The organism is Candidatus Methylobacter favarea, assembly GCF_902806695.1.
Classification (GTDB): domain Bacteria; phylum Pseudomonadota; class Gammaproteobacteria; order Methylococcales; family Methylomonadaceae; genus Methylobacter_B; species Methylobacter_B favarea.
This window is the reverse complement of record NZ_CADCXN010000095.1, coordinates 1-22,607: the sequence shown is the minus strand read 5'-3', so window position 1 is coordinate 22,607 and position 22,607 is coordinate 1. Positions and strand designations below refer to the sequence as shown.

Genomic DNA, 22,607 nt, shown 5'->3' with positions numbered 1-22,607 from the left:
GACGGCCATTCGCTCGGCCGTCTTTGCAGTTCGCTTGCTTGCCGCATTTTGGACAATCCATCACGCCCTCCCAAGGCACCTGAATGTTCCAAAACTTATACATTGTCTATATTTATTTAGCAATGCCTTAAATTAAAGCAATTTTGCCCCGCACAGAAAAAACTACTGCAAACCTTTGTCTTTTAATAGTTTATCCAGGTGATTAATGGGAATAGCATAAGAAATGCCGCTGGGATTTGACAAGAGGTTTTCCTTGCTTTCCTGCACGAAAACCTTATTAATGACCCCTATGACGTTTCCCGTGGCAATGTCATATAAAGGGCTTCCGCTGTTTCCGGGATAAGCGGTAGCGTCTAGCTGGAACACATCATACGGATTTTGCAGTCGCCTGAATAATTTCATGTTGAGTTGCTGCGATCTTAACATGGGAATTATATTTGGGCTGATCGCCGAAACTATACCTCGGTGTGTCACTGGATAAAGTCCTAACACCATGCCGATAGGATAGCCGGTAAAGGCAAAAAGCTGTCCTTCCCTTACCTCGGAAACATTCCCTAATTTAACCGGAGGCAATTGACCTTGCTCCAGCTTTAACACGACCAGGTCGTGCTCGTTATCCAGCGCTACCACTTTTGCAAGAATAGCTTTTTCTTCCTTTCCTTTACGATAGAAAACCGCTATCTGCTCAAGATGCTCATAATCCAGTTTGGAGGGAATAACGTGGGCATTGGTTACCACGATATTCCCCTTTCCGGCCGCAAAACCCGTCCCCAGAAAAACCGCTCGCGGATTGCGCTTGGGCATAAATGTGCCGATTGCAACGATGCTGGGCTTAATTTTTTCTATTATATTGGCAAGAATCGGGTCAGCATAACTGGTTTGAACAGAATAAATGGTTATAAGGCCTAGTAAAAGAATCTTAATCTGCAAGTTAGCCAAAAAGCGAAAATTAATTTTTTTTATAAAGCTCATTTTTACCTGAAATGTAAATTACCCCTCAAATTATAGCCGGCATGAGCATGTGCGGTATTTTGAGAATGGATCAGGAAGAAGACCGCAATCAGTAAAACTCAGCGGCTCGAGCTATTGGCGAGTTGCCACCATCTACTGCAGAGGTTCTGCCAAGAGCTCTTACAAAAAACATCAGGCGGCGTATTATTAGCCGCTTACTAAGGCGGGTGACGCTCTGGTCGAGGTATAAAAGCTCATCGAAAGTCCCTTGATAGTGGACCTTGTGAGTTACAGAGCCTGGCCCGGGTCAAACCGAATGGCTTGCGCCTTTCTGTCTTGGGCATAGAGTATAGCCGAAATGGATGCATATTGACATTCATTAGATGACGGCGAATCGAGCCAAAGCATTTGAGTGAGGTGAATGCTCTGGTGGATCAATAATATTCTAAATTGGATTTGAATCCAAAACTTCATTGCAGTCCCGTGATTTTTACTGATGGCTTGAGGGGACAATCAAACATGTTTTTCAATGAAAAGGCGACTTTCCGTTGAATTGAAACTTATCTATTTCTCAAATCAGATTGTGATGGACCCGTAGAAATGGCAACCCGCCTAAAAATGGCCACCAGCCCGCCAATCACATCCAAGCCTCCAACTTCTGCGTTTATCTGTATTTGAGTTATAGTTTTCACCTGTGCCGCTGGCAGCTTCAAAACAGCAAGATGCCCCGAGATTTTATTTTCTTTCTGTTCCGCGTATTTTTTTATTTCATCATAAACCAGTTTTTGTACCCCAATTGAACGCTCCATTTCCTCTTGCAGGAATGAAATAATTAATACGAGTGTTGAAGAAAAATTTTCACCCATCTGAACAGCCAGTCCCTTTAGAAATTTGACTTGATTATGTTCAAGTGGCACCCTTAATTCAACTAAAACTCTTCCCTTAACAGGAGTGTTTTTCGCCCAACCTCGGGTTTTACTACCGACCACTGGTCGGCTCCATTTAAGGTAAAGCATGGCTCCAAATGCCAAACCAACTGTGGCGAAAAACTGGAGGCCGGCCCAACGCAAAATTAATTCCGTAGTAGAAAGCAGATGCCTACGATCAGGCCCTAAAAGAAAATCAACCCCAGAAAAATTTAAGCCATATTTGCCAACATTATCGGTTAAGCCGGCGTTAAGCAAAAGCCAACCTGGCGCTACTGAAACTATCGAAAGAGCTAATAACGCCATAGCATTAGCATTGTTTCCATTGGCGGCAAACCATGCCAGACAGCCAGCTAAAAGCGAAATCAAGCCGATCAAGCCGTAAAGGTAGCCCCCGCCCCCCATGCCGTAATCACCCTCCGGTGCAATTAACTCATAAAGGTTATCGGTAGATGACCAATCGAAAGCAATGACTTTACAAAAGTAAAGCCAGGGCAGCATATAAATCACGTAAATAAATAATTGTCTGCAGAACGACAAAAACGATTGGCTGCTCTGGGCTACAGAACCACTATGGTTTTGAAAAAATGAGGCAAATATCAAGCCCAAGAAAATAATGATAGGGCCAAAAAGCGCCCCGAATCGAACAACAGGCTCAAAATTATTAGCTACGCTCTGCAAATTATCGGCGCCAATTACAGCGACGATAGCTTTGCCAACTTCGCCTAATGCACCTTCGTCGCCAACAAGATGCACAAAAATTTGACTACCTGTTATATCCTTCATACTTTCCCAGGATACACTTTTATAAATCAGGAAATAGATTGTAATAGAAACAATAATGGCTGCATAGGGCGCCTTAAGAACAGGTTTCTTAGAAGTGGCTATGTTGCGCCCCATCCATGCTGGCCCTGCGCCCATAGCTAACAATGCTAAGCCAAAAATAAACAGATCAATACCCGTTCCGCCATATCTAAATAATTCTCTGACGTTGTAAGGAACATTCGGCAACCTGACAATCACGTAAAAGCAAAAAGCAATAGCCAGACTTGCCGCAAACCCGGTAAAAATAACATTCCGCTTTTGTGCCCTATTAATTAAAACTTCGTCATTTGCTTTTAATGATGTGTTAGTACTTTGCGATAGAAAACTAGCGCGCAAAATCGCTGCAGCCTGAATAACAGCGCCTTCCTGCACCTCGGGTCTGGAAGGCGCTGCCATTTGTGTTTGAGCAATTAGCCAGGCCATCAGAATAACAAGTAAGGGATCGGTAATTTCCGCTGTTCGACCTGCAATCCACAATTGCCATAGCTCGACCAATGTAACAACAACCGTTACCGCCGATACCGTTAACAGACTGAAACTCTTCGCCTTCTTAAGCAGGAGAAAAATACCGGCAAAAACAAATAACTTCTTGCACAGAGCCCTGCTATTAGCAACCATCGACCCGTCTAGAAACCCGGAAAAAGGCAGCCATGAAAACGACTTGGTCTCGCTCTGCAACTGCAAGGGAAATAGCGCGCTAATGAGGTAGCTAAAGAGCAATAACCAAGCCCAAAGATCGGTTCGACTATGAGTTGTCTGTCTGGCCAGCGGAAATAACGCAGCTGCTGTAATTCCGGCGAGTAAATCGGACAAGTTAAGTTGATTTCTAACGATAACAATCTTTAATGCCAGTACCAGCATAATGCTGATTAATAAATATATGCCGCGCCAGAGTTTTCCTAGTACCTCTTCGGTAAAATGCGCCGCTACCATCCACGCAACAGTTAAAAACAAGAAGTCCGCCTCCACAAAACGCGGCGACAAAATCAGCGGCTTAACGGCATTTTTATAGGATTGCCAATCCAAAGTTGGCACCAAAGGCAATAACTGAGAAGCCCCCCACAGCATTAATAGCGCAATTGCAGAGTGTTTCTCAGCAATAATCCGGCTGTCTTGGAATAAGGCGTAGGGATTTAGTAAATAGGCGCCCGCAAAACCAATAGCTATTCCTGCCAAGTTCCAATAAACGTCATATAAAGCCGGCAAACGAGTAGGCAGATACAATTGTGCAGCTTGCAACCCAAACGCCACTAGCAAACCTATTAAACTTAACCTCCATAATGGCTGTAATCTGTATCCCAGGAAACCAAAAGGAATGAATAAGGCAATATTTCCGAGCACATCACCTCTACTGGAAGATGGCCTCCAGGAAAACAGAAACGCCTCAATCGATTCTTGGCTAATCTGCGCATAAAACTCAAAAGGATACAAAGAACCGTAGGCAATAAAAACACAGACAAGGTAAAAAAAAGTTCTTTGCATACAGGAAACTGGCTAATATATTAAGTTACTTGACAATCAACTGAAATTGCGAGTTTAAATACGTCATGCCCGGCATGGAAGTACCACTGCACGAAGCGATAACGTTGTTGAACAAGAGGCGCTCCAAGCTATAGTAATTAATTGCATCATAGCACCGGGTTTGTGTAGCTGAACACAAGCAGGGATCGCGGCAAAGGGCTGATTTTTTATCATTTTAAAAGTGTTCACGCAACTGTACCAGCAGTTCTCGCTATCCAAGGACGCAAGTTCCTGGCCAGCGCCTCGGCAAGCAAGTCCTGAAAATATCAGTCCGGGTGCTGTCTGGCTATCGCCGAAGTCCAGGGTAATAAGGTGGATGCCTTTACTCGTTATTTCCATGAAATTTATAACGCCTGGTGATTTTCATGCAAACATTATTTCCTGAACTTGGTCAGACGCCTTTAAACGAAGATCAGCATCAATTTTTCCAGCAGTTCATTGCTTCTCTGTCGCCCGAGCAATTAGCCTGGGCTGGAGGATATCTGACCGGCCTGGTTTCGAAAGACTCCCCAGCCAGTGGGGCGACTGCTTCAGTTAGCGGAGGAATCTCGGAAATCACCATTCTGGTCGGTTCACAAACAGGCAATAGCGAAGCTTTGGCTGAACAGACGCATCAATTGGCCGCAAGCCGCGGATTAAGATCTGTGATCAAAAAGATGGGCGATTATAAGCTCCCTCAGCTTAAAACGGAGAAAAATCTTCTGGTCATCGTCAGCACGCATGGCGAAGGTGAGCCCCCTGATAATGCCAGGGCAATGCATGAATATTTATTCAGCAAACGCGCGCCTTCGCTAAAACAGGCACACTTCGCCGTGCTCGGCCTGGGCGATTCCAGCTACGAATTCTTCTGCAAAATGGGCATTGATTTTGATCGCCGGCTTGAGGAACTGGGGGCGACGCGAATTTATCAGCGGGTTGACTGCGATGTCGACTATGAACATGCTGCAGAGGCCTGGATGGAGGGAGCATTAGGCGAGCTGGCCGCAAGAACTGAGGTCAAACCCCAATTGACGGCTGTGCCCCTGCCATCTTTCAGCGCCGCCAAGCATTCTTTATATACCCGCAAGAATCCGTTTCCTGCAGTTTTGCTGGAAGATATTGTTCTGAACGGGAGCGGCTCAATTAAGGAAACGCATCATCTGGAATTATCGCTGGAGGGCTCCGGTCTGACTTATGAGCCGGGCGATGCGGTTGGCATTTATCCGGCCAATGCACCCGATGTAATCGCTGAACTCCTGCAGACTCTTCATTTCAGCGGCGATACGCAGGTCAAGGTTGACGGCAGCGACATTACTCTTTATGACGCTTTGTACAGGCATTATGAGGCTACCCTTATAACCAGGCCCATGATGCAAAAGTATTCCGCATTGGCAAAAAATCCGAAGCTGGACCAGTTGCTGGGCGATAACTCCAAAAAGGAACTGAACGATTATCTGTACGGCCGCGAGATTATAGATCTGGCAGTGGATTTTCCCGCCGATAATTTATCGCCGCAGGCCTTCGTCGAATGCCTGCGTAAATTGCCGCCCCGGCTTTATTCCATTGCTTCCAGCCTCAAACAGCATCCGAATGAGGTGCATTTAACCGTTGCCGCCGTCCGTTATCAATCCTATGGCCGTGAGCGTAAAGGCGTATGTTCGACCTTTTTAGCCGATCGCATAGCCGAGGATGGCGCCATCCCTGTTTATATCGATCATAACAACAACTTCAAGCTTCCGGCTGATGCCTCTGCACCTATTATCATGATTGGGCCGGGTACCGGCATTGCCCCGTTCCGGGCTTTTGTCGAGGAGCGGGAAGCTATAGGGGCTACCGGCAAAAGCTGGCTGTTCTTTGGCGACCAGCATTTTATGACCGATTTTCTGTATCAGGCCGAATGGCTGCAGTATCTGAAGAATGGCGTGTTGACGCGCATGGATGTGGCTTTTTCACGCGACCAGGAGCACAAAGTTTATGTTCAGCATTTAATGCTTGAGCATGGCCGGGACCTGTACGCCTGGTTGCAGGAAGGGGCTCACATTTATGTCTGCGGCGATGAGAAGCGAATGGCGCATGATGTGCATGCCGCTTTGCTGAAAATTGTCGCGTCTGAAGGCGGCCTGGGCCGCGAAGAGGAGTATATTGCAACTTTACAAAAAGAAAAACGCTATCAGCGCGATGTTTATTAAACGAGGATTTAACAATGACTGATGCCTCTTCTGAAGATTTAAAAAAACGCTCGGAAGTTGAACGAATCAAGGATGCGAGTGATTATCTGCGCGGCACTCTGGTGCAGAGCCTTAACAATCCGCTCACCGGGGCTCTGGCTGAAAGTGATACTCAATTGTCGAAGTTTCATGGTATCTACCAGCAGGATGACCGCGATTTGCGGGACGAACGCCGCAGGCAAAAACTGGAGCCTCATTACCAGTTTATGGTCCGCATTCGCGTACCGGGCGGTATATGTACGCCGTCGCAGTGGCTGGAAGTGGACAGGATCGCCCGTAGCTGGTGCAACCCCGCAATTCGTCTGACTACGCGGCAGGCCTGCCAGCTACATGGCGTGCTCAAGCGTAATCTGAAAAAAACCATTGCTGAAATCAATGCCGCGTTACTGGATACAATCGCCGCTTGCGGCGATGTGAACCGTAATGTCACCTGCAATCCCAATCCCTATCAATCGCGTCTGCACGAAGAAGTTTACGAATATACGCGCCGCCTCAGCGAGCATCTTGCGCCGAGGACGTCCGCCTATCATGAAATATGGCTGGATAATGAACTGGTGGCTTCCAGTCGCCAGGATGAAGAGCCGATTTACGGCAAACATTATCTTCCGCGTAAATTTAAGATAGCGCTGGCCGTTCCGCCCAGCAATGATGTCGATATATTTGCTAACGACCTTGGCTTTACCGCCATTGCCGAAAATGAGCGCCTGACCGGTTTTAATGTCAGTGCCGGCGGCGGCTTGGGCATGACTCACGGAGAGGAGAATACCTATCCGCGGCTGGCTGATGTCATTGGCTACTGCCCAAAGAGTAAAACCCTTCAGGTTGCCGAGGAAATCGTCAGGATTCAGCGCGATTACGGGGATCGAATCAATCGTAAACACGCGCGTTTAAAATACACGATTGATGACCGCGGCGTTGAATGGTTCAAGTATGAGCTCAACAATCGATTAGGATGGAGCCTGGATGCCCCCAGGCCGTTTATATTTGCACATTCCGGAGACCGGTACGGGTGGGTCGAGGGAACGAATGATACCTGGCATTACACGCTGTTTATACAGAACGGGCGCATTGTCGATACCGCCAACTGCCTGCTGATGACCGGCCTCAGAGAAATCGCCAAAGTGCATAATGGCGATTTCCGGCTTACCGCCAATCAAAATTTGATTATTGGCCGCGTGAGCGCCAACAGGAAACCGGTCATTGATGCCTTGCTTGATAAGTACCAGCTTGCTAATACGCTCCGGAAGACGGGGTTGTACCTGAATGCCATGGCGTGCGTGGCTTTTCCCACCTGTGGTCTGGCTATGGCCGAAAGTGAACGTTATCTTCCGTCTCTGCTCGACAAGCTTGATATCATCATAAAGGAAGCGGGACTTGAAAATGAGCCTATCCTGATGCGCATGACCGGCTGCCCGAACGGATGCGCCCGTTCGCCGCTGGGTGAAATCGGTTTTATCGGCAAGGCTCCGGGCAAGTACAACCTGTATCTGGGCGCAGGCTTCCACGGTCAGCGCTTGAATAAACTGTACCGGGAGAATATTAACGAGGAGCAGATTTTAGCCGAATTATCTCCTGTTCTTCACCGCTATGCCAATGAACGTAAGCCGGGCGAGCGATTTGGAGATTTTGTGATAAAAACGGGTTATGTAAAAGAAGTGCTGACCGGCAGGGACTTTCATTCGTGACCTTTCAATCATTAAAGGCGGCGAAATCGTAGATTATCGGCCCTGCTACAGGTTTATTTATCGGGATTCAGGAGCCATCAACCTGAAACCCATGCCCTGCTGCGTCTCCAGCAAGGGCTGGTCGAAGGGCTTGTCAATGGCTTTGCGCAGTTTATACAAATGACTGCGCAAGGTATCGCTGTCCGGAGTCAGTTCACCCCACAGTTCCTGTTCCAGTTGCTCGCGGGTAACCAGATAAGGCGATTCGCGCATTAAAATTCGTAAAATTCGCAGGCCCGTAGGGGACAAGTGAATAATCTGGCCATTACGTACAACCTGCATGCTGCGCGTATCAAGGCTTAAGTCATGGATTTTATAAACGGCTTCGTCCAGTTCACCGCGCTCACGTCGAATTAATGCAATAATACGCGCTTCCAGTTCCGGCATATCAAAAGGCTTAACCAGGTAATCATCGGCGCCCTGTTGAAAACCGCTCAGCTTGTCTTGCAGCTGGTCGCGAGCTGTGAGCATAAGTATCGGTGTTGACAAATGCGCATCCTGGCGTAGACGGCGGCAAATTTCCAGGCCATTTATTCCCGGAAGCGTGATATCCAGGATTAGCGCGTCATAGCGTTGGATGGCCGCCAAATGCAACGCGCACAGACCATCATAAGCATAATCCATGGTAAAACCGCTGCTTTCAAAATAGGCGCCTATCGCTTGAGCAAGGTTTTTATGATCTTCTACCAGAAGCAGTCTGGCATGAGTGGGAGGAGTATTCTTTAACATGCTTGCCTGTTCAACGAACAAAGCAGTAGTATTTTAATTTATAAATTTTTTAAAGGATGGATTCAAAAGGCTCAAGGACGCCGCAACTGCTTGTACGCATTGATTAGAGCATTGGTTGAGCAATCATGACTGGTGATCATTTCATCGTTCTGCAATTCCGGCAGTATGACTTTCGCCAAGGTTTTTCCCAGTTCAACGCCCATCTGGTCAAATGAATTTATATTCCATACTACGCCCTGGACAAAAATTTTATGTTCGTAAAAGGCTATTAGGGATCCCAGCGTTTTGGGCGTCAATTTTTTGAATAAAAATGAATTGGACGGTTTATTGCCGTCACATACTTTAGATGTAACAAGAATGCTGTCGGCTTGTTCATCGGCTGTCAAGCCCAATCTGACTTCTTCTGCGGTGCGTCCATTCATGAGCGCTTCCGGCTGAGCCAGGAAGTTGGAGATCAGAATGTCATGATGCTCCGGCAGATTGTAATGGCTGGTGGCCGGTGCTATAAAATCGCAAGGTATGAGTTTGGTGCCCTGGTGTATGAGTTGAAAGAAAGCATGCTGACCATTGGTGCCGGGTTGTCCCCAAATAATGGGGCCGGTGCAGTAGTCGACTTTGTCGCCGCGCAAATTAATGCTTTTACCATTGCTTTCCATATCTCCCTGTTGAAAGTAATCGGCAAAATAACGCATCGACTGATCGTAAGGCAATAAAGCATGTGATTGGGCGTTAAAAAAATTATTATACCAAATGCCAAGCAAGCCCATGATTACCGGTATATTCCGCTCCAACGGCGTGGTGCGGAAATATTCATCAACTTCATGCGCGCCTTGCAGCAATTGCTCAAAATTATCCATACCAGTGTATAAGGCAAGGGATAATCCAACTGCTGACCATAGGGAATAGCGCCCTCCAACCCAGTCCCAGAATTCAAACATATTCTTGGCATCTATACCAAATTCAGTCACATTAGCAGCGTGAGTGGAAATGGCGACAAAGTGTTTGGCAATTGCTTGATGATTAACGGCGCTATCCAGAAACCAGGCTCTTGCAGACTTTGCATTAGTCATGGTTTCCTGCGTGGAAAATAATTTGGAAGCAATAATAAATAAAGTCGTCTCAGCTGATAGCTGCTTTAAGGTAGAAATAAGATCGGCCTGGTCAATATTTGACACAAAATGAACTTTTAATGTATCTGAACCATAAGGAGTAAGCGCCGTCGCCGCCATTTTGGGGCCCAAGCTGGAGCCGCCAATGCCAATATTGACGATATCGGTAATGGCCTTGCCGCTATAGCCTTTCCATTCTCCTGATCGGATGCTTGCGCAAAACGTTCTCATTTTAGCCAGGACCTTGTTGATTTCCGGCATGACATCACGCCCATCCAGATAGACAGGGCGGTTGCTCCGGTTTCGCAAAGCTGTGTGCAAGACCGCTCTGTGCTCGGTAATGTTAATTTTCTCGCCTGAGAACATGGCTTTGATTTTTAATTCCAGTCCTGCTTCCCTGGCCAGATCAAAAAGTAAAGGCAAGGTCTGCTCGGTTATTCTGTTTTTGGAATAATCAAAAATGAGATCATTAAATTTTAGCGAGAACTTATTATAACGGTACCTGTCAGATTCGAAAGCCCTGCGTAAGGAATGAGTGTGAATCTCTTGGTAATGATTTTGTAAGGCATTCCAGGCTTTTGATGTAGTCAGAGATGACATGGTTGGAGAACTCCTTATTAATTATATTAATGTTTTGGATTAAGTTTACGAAATGCACAAATCGATAGCAATAGCAGATGGGGATATGACCGATTACTGTAATTTCAATTTGAAGGCTTGGCTTACATCAATCTCTTTATTTAGCGGGGGTGATGTGCTAGAGTCGTAAATTGCTATTGATCAAAATATAGCAGATCAGGCTCATCATTGATGATCTCAAACTTTATAACCAAAATTTAAATATAAAGAACAGTTATATTTTTCATATAAATTTTTCATATAAAAATAATTAATTATCACGAGTGAAGGCATTATGAATACTAGACAATTATTAAAAAAGAGTTTGTTCGGACTCCTGGGATTGTTTTTTTCTGCATCTTTATGGGCCCATGGCGGCGCTGCAGGTACCGATACTGACCAATGTAAATTTGAATTGGAACCAACCCACTGGCTGCATTATACCGCTTATCAGCCGCAGGCATTTCCAGCTGAAGAATTTTGCGGCAGCTTGCCAAGCGTGAATACACCCACACAGCTTGTGTTTGATTATCAGGACATGCGATACAGAAATATGGCAATCGAATTTGAAGTTACCAAAGAGCCCGAAGGCACCAGGATATTTTTTCAACCTGCTCAAAAGCATAAATCCGGCACGGTCATGCTGGATTTAGCCAAAGGCGTGCCGGATGCGGGTAAATATCTTATTCATATTACGCTGGTGCCTGATCAAGGCGAACGGCTGGATGCCCATATGGCTTTTAAAGCAGGTGTCGGCGCGGCAACAAGTAAAAGCAGTATACTCTTGTATGTATTTTTTGCATTGGCAGGGCTATACGTATTATATCTGTCAAACGCTGGCTTTAAACGTAAAGTGGATGGCGTAATTGCCGACATTAAAAGCTGATTAAGCAGATAAAATTCGGTTGTTTTACGTGCTATTGTGAAACATCTTTAGTACCAACCCTAATCTCTGAATCGGTTTTATCAACCAGGAGAAAACGAAAAATGTTGAAGTTTTTATCGGTGGGAGCATTGGTTCTTCTTTTTTCCAGCCCTCTGATGGCACAGGAGTATGAAGATCATAATGCTATGCTGATGGATCACGGGCAGGGCCATTTAATGGATATGGCCGGAGGCATGGTTATGGGACAGAATGCCGATAAGCTGCCCGGCGGTTGCGACAGTATAGCCGAGACCAAGGAAATAACTGTGCATGCAGGTCATAAATATGCGGAGAAATTTCCCGGCCGAATGTTTGCATTTGATACTCAGGAATACAATTTTAAGCCATGCACCAAATTGACGGTTCATTTTATTAATGATGACCATATCCGGCACCAATGGATGATGCATGGCTTGCCCAAGTATTTATATCCTAAAGGGATGTTTCATCTGGAAGTATCAGGCCCTGCAAAAATTTCGGGTACCTTGATTTTGCCGCCCGGCGACAAAACCTATTTAGTGCATTGTGATATTGCCCAACACATGGAAAAAGGCATGAAAGCTCAGCTGAAAGTAGGCAAAGGCGATGGCGATTTGCCCAGTATTCCGGGTATAACAGCCTATACTATCCCGGACGACTATAAAGCTACTCTGCCTGAATTAGCCGCGGCCGCCGAGAAAAGTGCGGTAGAAGCTGTTACAGCCGTTCCGGGTGCGGCAACTACAATGTCGGCACTGCCACCGGTGCAAAAAGAAGAACCCGTTTTCTCAGGTATTACCGTCATTGGATTAGCGATAGGCTTATTGCTGGCGCCTTTCTTGGTAAAAAAATTTAAAGGTATGAGTGTTTCAGAAGCTGTAGCTTATATTTTTGATTTATTAAGATCCCTTATTGAGCTCGTCGTTAATTCGCTGTCGGCTTTAATTAAACTGATCTTTTCTAATAAATCCAAGATGCTGCCTGGAAAATAAAGTTTGCAGCAATAAAAAACCCTGTGATTAACGATGCACGGGTTTTTTTGGAGAATAGATTTGCAGGAAACATCAGTCGGGATAGGGGGGCTTTTTTTAAGTGCATTTATATCATCAACAATAGCGCCCGGCGGGTCGGAAGCGGTCTTGGCCTACCTGGTTGCGGCAAAACATTATCCCCTGGAATATTTGATAATTGTTGCAGCTATAGCTAATACATTGGGAGCGCTGACAACCTGGATGTTAGGTGTTTTGGCGGCTAAAAAATTTTCTGTTGCCAGTCTTTTGCCAGAAAAAAAACAAAAGGCTCTAGAGATAGTAAGAAAAAACGGGCTCTGGGCGCTATTTTTTTCATGGCTGCCGATAATTGGGGATGCTTTGTGTTTTGCCGGCGGCTGGTTGAAACTCCCGTTTCTACCTGGGTGCCTGGTCATCTTGTCCGGTAAGCTGATCAGGTATGCCGTAATAGGATGGCTGTTCGCTTGAATGCCAGAATAGATCAGGCTGGCGTCAATTCATAATAATAAATTTAAAATTCAGCGAGGTAGTTGTGTTGCGTTATTTCCCACCAGCCAAGGGTGCTTATGTTCATAATAATCGGGATTACCTGATAGCAGGTTTTACTTTTTTATGTGTAGCAATCTGTTTAATCAGTGATGCCAGTGCAAGCCTGGAAAAACAAAATGCATTGGGGGTGTGCGGCTGGATATTTTTGACCGGCTTGCTGCTGGGAGAAAATAAAGATGTGAGAGTGCAGGTGGCCATTGCGGTCATTTTTGCCACAATCGGAGAGCATTTTGCATCTCCTTTTATGGGCGGCTATACTTATCGCTTTCAAAATGTCCCTGCCTATGTGCCGCCCGGTCACGGCATGGTTTATTTAACTGCAGTTTCGCTAGCGCGTTCCGGATTGTTTCTTAACTATGCCAGAGGAATCGCTACGGCAGTGGTATTGGTATGCGGGGGCTGGTCTCTATGGGGAATTAGCGGTTATGCCGAACAGGGAGACTCGGTGGGGGCGCTACTGTTTTGCGTATTTTTAGTATATCTTTTTAGAGGTCGCTCGCCTTTGGTTTATCTGGCCGCTTTTTTTATTACTACATGGCTGGAATTAATCGGCACAGCAGTTGGAACCTGGAAATGGGCGGCTATCGATCCGGTTCTTGGGTGGCAGCAAGGCAATCCGCCAAGCGGCGTTGCTGCCTGGTATTGCCTGGTTGATGCAGTGGCTATGGGTGGAGCTGCTCCGGTATTAAATAGGCTGAAAAATGCACGTGAGTATTTTACATCCGGAAAATCAGCGGAAAGCGTTTATGAAGGTGCGGCAAACGAATAAGGCAAAAGAGACGGTTCATAATTTATAATTGAAAAGCATACGAAGTGAGCCATATCCATTCCAAGCTCTGCTTAAGTCAATAATGCATAAGCCGACTAAGGAGACGCTTTTTTCCCTGGATACCAATCCAGCCAGGATTTTGGTAATTGCCCTGCGTCACCTTGGCGATGTGCTGCTTACGACGCCGTTATTGCATTCATTAAGGCAGGCTTATCCTGAAGCTCAATTAGATATCCTGGTGTATGGGAATACCGCACCCGTACTCGAAGGTAATCCTGACATTAATAACATTTTGGTTACCCCTGATCGGCCGAGGTTTTCCGATTATTGCCATCTGTTGCCTCGCCTGTTCAGACACTACGATCTTGCGCTTTCAACTCAAACCGGTGATCGCCCCATTTTATATGCGTTTCTTGCTGCGCCATTACGGCTTGCCGTGGTACCTTCCAAAAATAGCAAGGGCTGGTGGAAGCGCTTTTTTGTTCATCGATGGATAGAGTTCGATGATGACAATACGCATACCGTTTTACAACATTTAAAATTACTGGATTTAATTAATGTGCCGCGTAATTTTTCCCTGATTCCGCCACAAACTGACGACATCCGGCAACTAAAGGAACAATTTCCGTTTTTAAACGCGAATAGGGATTATGCCGTTCTTCATCCCTATCCAAGATGGACTTATAAACGCTGGACTACCGAAGGCTGGATTGAAATAGGCCGCTACTTGCAGAAGAAAGCCGGGTTAAAGCTTGTGCTTTCGGGAGGATCTGCACAGGAAGAAATAGATTATGTCGCCAATATCCAGAATAAATTACCTGCTGATACCATAAATCTGGCCGGCAGCGTTTCACTGGCACAGCTTGCAACTATCATTGCCCAGGCAAAATTATTCATTGGTCCTGATACAGGCATAACCCACTTGGCTGCAGGAACCGGCATCCCGGTAATCGCCATTTACGGGCCGACTAACCCTGTGAAATGGGCGCCCTGGCCGAGCGGTTTTAAGCAAAATATAAGTCCTTTCCACAAAACCGGCTGCCAGCAGGTAAACAATGTCAGTTTAATTCAAGGTAAAGCTGATTGTGTTCCTTGTCATCTGGAAGGCTGCGATAGGCATCAACAAAGCCGAAGTCTATGCCTTGATACTTTATCTTCTGAAAAAGTCATAAAGACTATAGCAAAGGTATTGGATACCATTTTATAGCGGTAAACAAAAATGATTAAGTGCTCACGTCAGGCTTTTTGAATAATTCCTTCCACTCAAAATCTTTTTTGTCTGCATGGGCTTATTTTTCTAATGATATAGGCAAGGATTCAACGCTTGAATAGCTTATTGCTCAATCAGGTAGCCGAGTGCATAGCAGAAATTGCCTAATAAAGTTAAACTATTGCTTGAAAAACTATTACTCTTGCCATTTTTAATGGATACCGCCTTCAAGCAGACTTTAATTCAACGGATTCAGCGGCATCTATTGGAATATGGCGGTTTTATCACCGCTTTTTTCATAGTTTCAATTTTTTTCTCGACCAGTTGTGCAATTGTTCTGTCAGTCTTGCTGATAGCATTATGGTTGCTTTCACTTCAGTTTATGACTTTGCCGGCCATTGTAAAGAAGAGCCATGTTGCAGCCTGGTCTCTGCTTTTATTGGCATGCTTTATTTTTGGGTTAAGCTATGGCACCGCTGTACCAGGCCGGGGTTTTACCATGGTAATGAAATATAGGGAATTATTTTTTATTCCTGTTTTATTTTCTTTTTTGACTACAGAACGTTATCGCAGCTGGGCATGGAAAGCTTTTATTATTGCATCAATACTTACACTGTTAATTTCCTTTTTAATGAGCTTCGGTATTATTGGCCTTAATACGCAGGGTGATCCTGCTTTCAAGAGCCGCATTACCCATAGCATTTTTATTGCCTTCTTTGCTTTTTTCTGCGCTCACAAAGCCTGTGGCGATGACCGGTATGCGCGTCTTTATCTGGCGTTGTTATTACTATGCGGCTATAACCTTTTTTTTGTAGTAGAAGGCCGCACAGGGCAGTTGATTTTTGTTATGCTCATTTTATTATTTGCTATACAGCGGTTAACCAGAAAAGGACTTTTATTCTCGGTCCTTGCTATTATTATCTTCCTCGCCCTTTTCCTCAGTTTCTCTGAAAAAGCAGTCCGCCTCCGTGAAGGCTTTGCCAATACTCAAGCTTATTTGCAACCAAAACCCGAGCAAACCGAATCCTCTATGGGGCAAAGGTATACTTTCTGGAAATATTCTTTAAAACTGATAGCCGAAAAACCTTTATTGGGTCACGGCACAGGCAGCTTTGCCAGGGAATATCAACGTATTGCCAACGGCGAACATTTTATTACCGAACATCCTCACAATGAATTTTTTATGATAGGCGTCCAGTTGGGTTTGCTGGGACTATTTGTTTATTCAGGCTTTCTTGCCAGCCAGTATTATTGTTCCCGAAAACTGCCTAATGAAGAAAAATGGCTTGCTCAAGGGGTTTTGCTTTCCTTGATTATTACAAGTTTATTTAATACGCCTATTCTGGATCACACAGAAGGCCACTGGTTTGCAAGCCTGATAGCCTTGTGCTTCGCCAACTTTCAAGTAAACGACAAAGTCATCTAGGCAATGTTAAGCGTAATCATAATTACCAAAAACGAAGCATCCCATATTGGTCGATGCCTGGAATCCGTTTCATGGGCTGATGAAATTGTTGTGCTGGATTCAGGCAGTAACGACGCTACAATAGCAATTTGTCGCGAATATACTGATAAAGTATATGAAAAGGACTGGCCTGGCTTTGGCATTCAGAAGCAACGGGCTTTGGGTAAGGCTCAAGGCGATTGGGTTTTATCTATCGATGCTGACGAGGTCGTAACCACGGAATTAAGAATGGAAATTGAAAAAGCTCTCCAACAAGAGCAATTTCAGGGTTATAACATCCCTCGTCTTTCCAGCTATTGCGGCAGACAAATCCGCCATGGTGGCTGGTGGCCTGATCATGTGCTTAGGCTATTCCGCCGTAATTGCAGTCAATTTACTGATTCAGTCGTTCATGAACATGTTATTGTGCAGGGGCAAATCGGGCAGCTAGCAGCCCCGTTACTCCATGATGCTTTTGTAAATCTGGATGAGGTTTTGCATAAAGTAAATTGCTATTCAACCCTGGGGGCAGCTTTGCTATATCAACGTGGCGTTCGCTCGTCTCTCGGCAAAGCCATCTTAAAAGGATTTTGGACATTTATTCGCACCTATTGGCTTCAAGCCGCTTTTCTGGATGGGCGGCAGGGCTTGATGCTATCCATTTCCAATGCTGAGGGAACCTATTATAAGTATGTTAAATTACTGGAATTAGAAAAGCGCTCAACTCACCACGAATGAGTTTAATATCTGTTATTGTAACTACTTATAATTGGCCTGATGCATTAGCCCTTTGCCTGGAAAGCTTGTATTGCCAAGAAGATAAGAATTTTGAAATTATTATCGCCGATGATGGCTCTACATTAATAAATCGGGCGCAAGCACAAACTTATTGCCTGAAAAGTCCTGTTTCCATTAAATACATCCATCATGAGGATCAGGGATTCAGAGCAGCGGCCATTCGAAACAAGGCTGTCGCTCAAAGCAAGGGGGATTATTTACTATTTATTGATGGTGACTGCATTCTTCGGCCCAACTTTATCACTAGGCACCGGCAGCTTGCAGCGGCCGGTCATTTTATACCTGGCAACAGAATCTTGTTAAGTCAGGCATTTACTCAGGAAGTATTGACACAGCATATTCCCTTATATTTAAAACCTTTGCCTTATTTTATTTTTCTGCGGCTACAAAACAAAATTAACAGGATTTCTGCTTTATTACGGCTTCCTCTGGGGCCTGTAAGAAATTTGCAACCCAACAAGTGGCAGAAGGCAATGACCTGCAATCTAGCTATTTGGAAAAATGATTTTATGCGCATGAATGGTTTTGATGAGCTGTTTGAAGGCTGGGGCTTTGAGGATTCTGATCTGGTCATTCGTATGATACACTCGGGAATTAAACGGAAAGAAGGACGCTTTGCCGTTTCGGTATTGCATTTATGGCATCCTCAAAATGACAAAGGCAAGCAGGAACTTAATTATCGGCTGCTCATGGAACGTTTGGTTCAGCCGGATTTTATTTTCGCAAAAAAAGGCATTTCTCAATATTTGAGTAATTTTTAAATCACTCCAAGATGAGCGGCTTTTGTTAATTAATTAATTAAATTTTGAAAGCTATGAAAATAAAATCTGAAGCAAGCTTGCAAATATATAAGCGCTTACTGGCCTATGTAAAACCTCATGGTGGACTTTTTTTAATCAGTATTTTGGGTTTTTTGATCTATTCCAGTACCCAGACCTTATTTGCAGTCTTAATCAAGCATATTATTGACACCCTGCAAACTGAATCCCGAGAAGGCATGTATTACCTGCCGTTATTGTTTAGCGGATTAATTCTAGTGCATGGATTGGGGGCATATTTAGGAAATTATTTTCTGGCTAAAGTCTCCTCAAATGTTGTGCATGCATTGAGATGCGAGATTTTTGATCAATATACGCGACTGCCAACCGCTTATTTTGACGCCAATAACAGCGGTTATATGATTTCGAGAATAACGAATAATGTGGGCGAGGTTACCAAGGCTATTACCGATGCAGTACGGACAATCGTACGTGAAGGGTTAACGGCTTTAGGCTTGTTGGTTTATTTGTTTTATTCAAACTGGATGTTATCTTTGGTTTTTATCGGCATAACCCCGATTATCGCAATGCTCGTAACTTATGTAAGCAAGCGCTTAAGAACGATTAGCAGGCGTATACAGGACTCAATCGGCGACATGACGCACATTACCTCGGAATTGGTGGGGGGGCATCGAGTGGTACGCAGCTATGGCGGCGAAGATTATGAACGCCGGCGCTTTTTGGAAAGTAGTTCCTACAATCGAGGTCAATCGTTAAAACTATCGACGACCATGGCAATACATAACCCAATAATGCAATTCATTATAGCGGTAGCATTGTCATTTTTAATGTATATGGCGCTTTTTTTTATGAAGCAAGCGAGCGTGGGTGAATTTGTGGGCTACTTGACCGCGGCCTTTTTATTGCCCCGGCCCATTCGTCAGTTGAGCGATGCAAATGGAGATATTCAGAAAGGCATTGTAGCTGCCGAATCTTTATTTGATATTTTGGATGAACAGGTCGAGCTGGATGAAGGTACCTATGAAATCGACAGGTGTAAGGGAGCGTTAGAATTTCAAAATGTTTCTTTTCGGTATTCGTCCACGAATGAGCTGGCGCTTAAAGATATTAGCTTTAAAGCTGAACCGGGACAAACTATTGCGCTGGTCGGGACTTCAGGAGGCGGAAAAAGCACCTTGGTTAATCTGGTCTCACGTTTTTATCCTCATGAAACCGGGAGAATTTTGCTGGATGGCATTGAAATAAACATTTATAAATTAGCAAATTTAAGGAAACAGCTGGCGCTGGTTAACCAGCAAGTTACTTTATTCAATGATACGATAGCCAACAATATTGCTTATGGCGCGCTGGCTACTGCAAGCCGAAGCGAAATTATTGCGGCGGCGACAGATGCTTATGCTATGGAATTTATTGAGAAGCTTGATCGGGGTCTTGATACTGAAATTGGCGAGAATGGCGTCAAATTATCTGGAGGACAAAGGCAACGCTTGGCATTAGCCAGAGCCTTACTGAAGGATGCGCCCATTCTGATACTGGACGAAGCTACTTCTGCATTGGACACAGAATCAGAACGCTTTATCCAGGCGGCATTGCAAAAAGTTATGAATAACAGGACAACCCTGGTTATTGCCCATCGTCTATCCACTATTGAAAATGCTGATATGATTTTAGTTATGGAGCATGGAAGGATTATAGAAAGAGGCGCTCATCAGGAACTCATCGATAAAAATGGAGCTTATGCCCGATTGCATCAAATGCAATTTAAGGAACGTCCTGGAAAAATGATCAATATCTCGCTCAAGGCATCCGGAGCGCTTGCTTCTTGAATAAGACAAAGTGTAGTGTTATTGAAACTTTTTATTGATGGGGTGGATTATTTTGAAGGTATTTATTTTGGCGCTTGAGGAGTATAAGACAATGGTTGAACGTTTAACTGAATGCTCTGATGTTTCGGATGTGGCGGCAGGAATTCAAGAAGCTCATATTTTAATAGGGTACTGAGGGTGTGGTGAAATTGAGGAGGTATTAAATGTTGGCAGCTCCGCCTGAGTTTAATCTAGCTCGTATTATTGTAATAGGTGATGTCATGCTGGATCGTTATTGGTCCGGCTATGCCGCTCGTATTTCTCCTGAAGCGCCAGTGCCCGTAGTTCGGGTTAAAGCTATTGAAGATCGCATTGGCGGAGCTGGAAATGTCGCCTTCAATATTGCCAGGCTGGGCGGTAAGGTAACCTTGCTGGGTGTTGTGGGTAATGATAGGGAAGGTGAAATTTTAAAAGAATTGTTAGAGGCTGAAGGCGTTGACTGCGATTTTATCGTTGAAAATTCCATTCGCAGTATTTGCAAGTTACGCGTGATGGCGCAGCATCAACAATTAATTCGCATTGATTTTGAAGATACACCCATTGATTTTGATCGTGAGGCATTGTTGACAAAGCTGGTTCGCTACTTACCTCAGAATGAAGTCATTGTTTTTTCGGATTATGCCAAGGGCACATTGACGCATATTTCAGATTATATAGCTCATGCCAAACAAACAGGCATTAAGGTTCTGGTGGATCCGAAAGGAGTGGATTATCAGCGTTATGCTGAAGCAGACCTGATAACCCCTAACTTATCGGAATTGCTGGCTGTAGTGGGTAGTTGTGAAAATGAAGCCAGTTTGATTGAAAAAGGACGAAGGCTTTTAAGACAGTATCAAATTCCCACTCTATTGCTGACCCGTGGCGAGGCCGGAATGACATTAATTGAGGAGAGCCAGGTCCATTCGCTACCGGCTCAAGCCAAGGAAGTTTTTGATGTAACCGGAGCAGGTGATACGGTGATTGCTGTTATGGCATTGAGCATAGCTGTGGATATGCCTTTGTATGATGCCATGTATCTTAGCATTTTAGCGAGCGGTATTGTCGTCGGCAAGCTGGGAACATCAACTGTATCAATGGAGGAATTAATACGGGCTATGCATGGTGACCGGGATTCATTGTACGGGATTGTCTCTGAAGATGAATTGGCCGAAGTTATTGTCAGAGCCAAAGCAAATGGCGAACGGATAGTCATGACCAATGGCTGTTTTGATTTATTGCACGTAGGTCACGTTACTTATTTGGAACAGGCGAAGGCTTTGGGTGATCGGTTGTGTGTAGCTGTTAATTCTGATGCGTCGGTCAAGCAGCTTAAAGGAAATTCCCGCCCTATAAACAGCTTACAGGAGCGAATGACGGTTTTGGCGGCATTAACATGTGTGGACTGGGTGGTTTCCTTTGAAGATAAAACGCCTGAACGTTTGTATTGCAAGTTGTTGCCCGATATTCTGGTCAAAGGTGGTGATTATAGACCTGACCAGGTTGCAGGGGGGGAGTGCGTAATTAACGCAGGCGGGGAAGTAAAAATATTAGAGTTTGTTGATGGACAGTCCACCACAGCAATAATTAACAAGGCTAGGATACTGGCGTGATCGTAGTCACCGGTGGTGCAGGCTTTATAGGAAGCAATTTAATTCGCGCCTTAAATGACCGGGGAGAAAGTAATGTCTTGCTGGTTGACCATCTGGTTAACGGCCAAAAAATGCACAATATCGCCGATCTTGATATCGCTGATTACCTGGATAAGGCGCAATTTATAGAAAAAATTGAAACGCCGCATTTTTTTGACAAGGTGCGTGCCGTTTTTCATCAGGGCGCCTGTTCTTCGACCACAGAATGGGATGGACAGTATGTTATGATGAATAACTACGATTATTCTAAACGGCTATTGAATAGTTGTATCACAAAAAATGTCGCTTTTATTTATGCATCTTCCGCTTCAGTTTACGGGAATGGCAAACATGGCTTTCGAGTTGATCGTAGCTGTGAGCATCCCATCAACATGTATGCCTATTCAAAGTTCCAATTTGATCAATACGTACGGCACTTATTGCCTGAAACAAGAAGTGCGATTGCTGGATTTCGCTACTTTAATGTTTACGGGCCAAGAGAGCAGCATAAAGGGGAAATGAGCAGCACAGCGTTTCATTTTAATCGGCAAATTATTGAGCAAAAAAAAGCAAAATTATTTGAAGGCTGCGATGGCTTGGCCAATGGCGAACAAAGAAGGGATTTTGTATATGTTGATGATGTGGTCGATGTGAATCTGTGGTTTCTGGATCATCCTGAGCAACGCGGCATATATAATGTGGGTACTGGAAAGGCCGAAACATTTAATGACGTCGCGCAGGCAGTAACGGATTGGCATGGCGAAGGAAGCATTGAATATATTCCTTTTCCAGAGCATTTAAAAGGAGTTTATCAGAGCTATACTCAAGCTGATATGACTGGCTTAAGACAGGCAGGGTATGCGAAAGAGTTTCTGGGGGTAAAAAAAGGTATTGCAAAATATTTGGACTGGCTAAACCGGGAGCAATAAAACTTGCGAGTAAAAATAACTGTTGACGGTTGATGGTGAGCATGTATAATGCGCAGTTCTTTCATGGCTGATTGTCTGTGAGGAAGGTAATTTTACTGGTGCTTCAAGTCAGGGTATTGCCAGGTAACAAGGA

General features: G+C 44.7%; 18 protein-coding genes. 14 read left to right on the top strand and 4 right to left on the bottom strand.

The genetic code is table 11. The annotated features are described in order from the left end of the window. Window positions 1-162 precede the first annotated feature (162 nt). Entirely contained in the window at window positions 163-972 is an 810-nt protein-coding gene (locus tag HUX64_RS15240; RefSeq protein WP_174627074.1) for a S1C family serine protease, read from the bottom strand. 539 nt (window positions 973-1,511) lie between these two features. Next, window positions 1,512-4,184, bottom strand: coding sequence for a VanZ family protein (locus HUX64_RS15235; protein ID WP_174627073.1), 2,673 nt, complete (start codon window positions 4,182-4,184; stop codon window positions 1,512-1,514). Window positions 4,185-4,588: 404 nt separating this feature from the next. Between HUX64_RS15235 and HUX64_RS15230 the strand changes: the two genes are divergently transcribed. After that, entirely contained in the window at window positions 4,589-6,391 is a 1,803-nt protein-coding gene (locus tag HUX64_RS15230) for an assimilatory sulfite reductase (NADPH) flavoprotein subunit (RefSeq protein ID WP_174627072.1), read from the top strand. A gap of 14 nt (window positions 6,392-6,405) precedes the next feature. After that, window positions 6,406-8,115 (top strand): assimilatory sulfite reductase (NADPH) hemoprotein subunit, encoded by a 1,710-nt coding sequence (gene cysI, locus HUX64_RS15225; protein WP_174627071.1) that lies wholly within the window; start codon window positions 6,406-6,408, stop codon window positions 8,113-8,115. Between the two features lie 57 nt (window positions 8,116-8,172). On the opposite strand, the gene HUX64_RS15220 is transcribed toward cysI, so the two are convergent. Both HUX64_RS15220 and pgi read right to left on the bottom strand, forming a co-directional pair. After that, entirely contained in the window at window positions 8,173-8,883 is a 711-nt protein-coding gene (locus tag HUX64_RS15220; RefSeq protein WP_174627070.1) for a response regulator transcription factor, read from the bottom strand. A gap of 71 nt (window positions 8,884-8,954) precedes the next feature. Beyond that, the gene (gene pgi, locus HUX64_RS15215) at window positions 8,955-10,592 is read right to left on the bottom strand and encodes a glucose-6-phosphate isomerase (RefSeq protein WP_174627069.1); all 1,638 of its coding nucleotides are present in this window, start codon (window positions 10,590-10,592) and stop codon (window positions 8,955-8,957) included. Window positions 10,593-10,905: 313 nt separating this feature from the next. On the opposite strand from pgi, the gene HUX64_RS15210 reads away from it, so the two are divergent. The 12 genes from HUX64_RS15210 (at window position 10,906) to rfaD (ending at window position 22,474) form a co-directional block, all read left to right on the top strand. Further along, window positions 10,906-11,496 carry a hypothetical protein gene (locus tag HUX64_RS15210; protein WP_174627068.1) on the top strand — a complete coding sequence of 197 codons (591 nt, stop codon included), beginning with the start codon at window positions 10,906-10,908 and terminating at the stop codon, window positions 11,494-11,496. Window positions 11,497-11,597: 101 nt separating this feature from the next. Continuing rightward, the gene (locus HUX64_RS15205) at window positions 11,598-12,506 is read left to right on the top strand and encodes a cupredoxin domain-containing protein (RefSeq protein WP_174627067.1); all 909 of its coding nucleotides are present in this window, start codon (window positions 11,598-11,600) and stop codon (window positions 12,504-12,506) included. Between the two features lie 60 nt (window positions 12,507-12,566). After that, window positions 12,567-12,992, top strand: a complete 426-nt coding sequence (locus tag HUX64_RS15200) for a YqaA family protein (RefSeq protein WP_246247063.1) — start codon at window positions 12,567-12,569, stop codon at window positions 12,990-12,992. A gap of 64 nt (window positions 12,993-13,056) precedes the next feature. Continuing rightward, complete coding sequence (locus tag HUX64_RS15195; protein WP_174627065.1) at window positions 13,057-13,842, top strand: hypothetical protein; 786 nt, start codon at window positions 13,057-13,059, stop codon at window positions 13,840-13,842. Window positions 13,843-13,924: 82 nt separating this feature from the next. Next, window positions 13,925-15,049, top strand: a complete 1,125-nt coding sequence (locus HUX64_RS15190) for a glycosyltransferase family 9 protein (protein WP_174627064.1) — start codon at window positions 13,925-13,927, stop codon at window positions 15,047-15,049. A 163-nt stretch (window positions 15,050-15,212) separates the two neighbouring features. After that, window positions 15,213-16,478 (top strand): O-antigen ligase family protein, encoded by a 1,266-nt coding sequence (locus HUX64_RS15185; RefSeq protein ID WP_246247062.1) that lies wholly within the window; start codon window positions 15,213-15,215, stop codon window positions 16,476-16,478. Window positions 16,479-16,481: 3 nt separating this feature from the next. Then, entirely contained in the window at window positions 16,482-17,234 is a 753-nt protein-coding gene (locus tag HUX64_RS15180; protein WP_174627063.1) for a glycosyltransferase family 2 protein, read from the top strand. Next, on the top strand, window positions 17,231-18,055 hold the full coding sequence (locus tag HUX64_RS15175; protein WP_174627062.1) for a glycosyltransferase family 2 protein: 825 nt from the start codon (window positions 17,231-17,233) through the stop codon (window positions 18,053-18,055). Before HUX64_RS15180 ends, HUX64_RS15175 begins: the two co-directional genes overlap by 4 nt. Window positions 18,056-18,108: 53 nt before the next feature. Continuing rightward, window positions 18,109-19,899, top strand: coding sequence for a lipid A export permease/ATP-binding protein MsbA (gene msbA, locus HUX64_RS15170; protein ID WP_174627061.1), 1,791 nt, complete (start codon window positions 18,109-18,111; stop codon window positions 19,897-19,899). 34 nt (window positions 19,900-19,933) lie between these two features. Beyond that, the gene (locus HUX64_RS15165; protein WP_174627060.1) at window positions 19,934-20,074 is read left to right on the top strand and encodes a hypothetical protein; all 141 of its coding nucleotides are present in this window, start codon (window positions 19,934-19,936) and stop codon (window positions 20,072-20,074) included. Window positions 20,075-20,102: 28 nt separating this feature from the next. Then, entirely contained in the window at window positions 20,103-21,527 is a 1,425-nt protein-coding gene (gene hldE, locus HUX64_RS15160; RefSeq protein WP_174627059.1) for a bifunctional D-glycero-beta-D-manno-heptose-7-phosphate kinase/D-glycero-beta-D-manno-heptose 1-phosphate adenylyltransferase HldE, read from the top strand. Continuing rightward, the gene (rfaD, locus tag HUX64_RS15155) at window positions 21,524-22,474 is read left to right on the top strand and encodes an ADP-glyceromanno-heptose 6-epimerase (RefSeq protein WP_174627058.1); all 951 of its coding nucleotides are present in this window, start codon (window positions 21,524-21,526) and stop codon (window positions 22,472-22,474) included. Before hldE ends, rfaD begins: the two co-directional genes overlap by 4 nt. Window positions 22,475-22,607: the final 133 nt, after the last annotated feature.

Coding starts and splice junctions, on each gene's coding strand:
- HUX64_RS15240 (WP_174627074.1), bottom strand. CDS start 972: ATGAGCTTTATAAAAAAAATTAATTTTCGCTTTTTGGCTAACTTGCAG.
- HUX64_RS15235 (WP_174627073.1), bottom strand. CDS start 4,184: ATGCAAAGAACTTTTTTTTACCTTGTCTGTGTTTTTATTGCCTACGGT.
- HUX64_RS15230 (WP_174627072.1), top strand. CDS start 4,589: ATGCAAACATTATTTCCTGAACTTGGTCAGACGCCTTTAAACGAAGAT.
- cysI (WP_174627071.1), top strand. CDS start 6,406: ATGACTGATGCCTCTTCTGAAGATTTAAAAAAACGCTCGGAAGTTGAA.
- HUX64_RS15220 (WP_174627070.1), bottom strand. CDS start 8,883: ATGTTAAAGAATACTCCTCCCACTCATGCCAGACTGCTTCTGGTAGAA.
- pgi (WP_174627069.1), bottom strand. CDS start 10,592: ATGTCATCTCTGACTACATCAAAAGCCTGGAATGCCTTACAAAATCAT.
- HUX64_RS15210 (WP_174627068.1), top strand. CDS start 10,906: ATGAATACTAGACAATTATTAAAAAAGAGTTTGTTCGGACTCCTGGGA.
- HUX64_RS15205 (WP_174627067.1), top strand. CDS start 11,598: ATGTTGAAGTTTTTATCGGTGGGAGCATTGGTTCTTCTTTTTTCCAGC.
- HUX64_RS15190 (WP_174627064.1), top strand. CDS start 13,925: ATGCATAAGCCGACTAAGGAGACGCTTTTTTCCCTGGATACCAATCCA.
- HUX64_RS15180 (WP_174627063.1), top strand. CDS start 16,482: ATGTTAAGCGTAATCATAATTACCAAAAACGAAGCATCCCATATTGGT.
- HUX64_RS15175 (WP_174627062.1), top strand. CDS start 17,231: ATGAGTTTAATATCTGTTATTGTAACTACTTATAATTGGCCTGATGCA.
- msbA (WP_174627061.1), top strand. CDS start 18,109: ATGAAAATAAAATCTGAAGCAAGCTTGCAAATATATAAGCGCTTACTG.
- hldE (WP_174627059.1), top strand. CDS start 20,103: ATGTTGGCAGCTCCGCCTGAGTTTAATCTAGCTCGTATTATTGTAATA.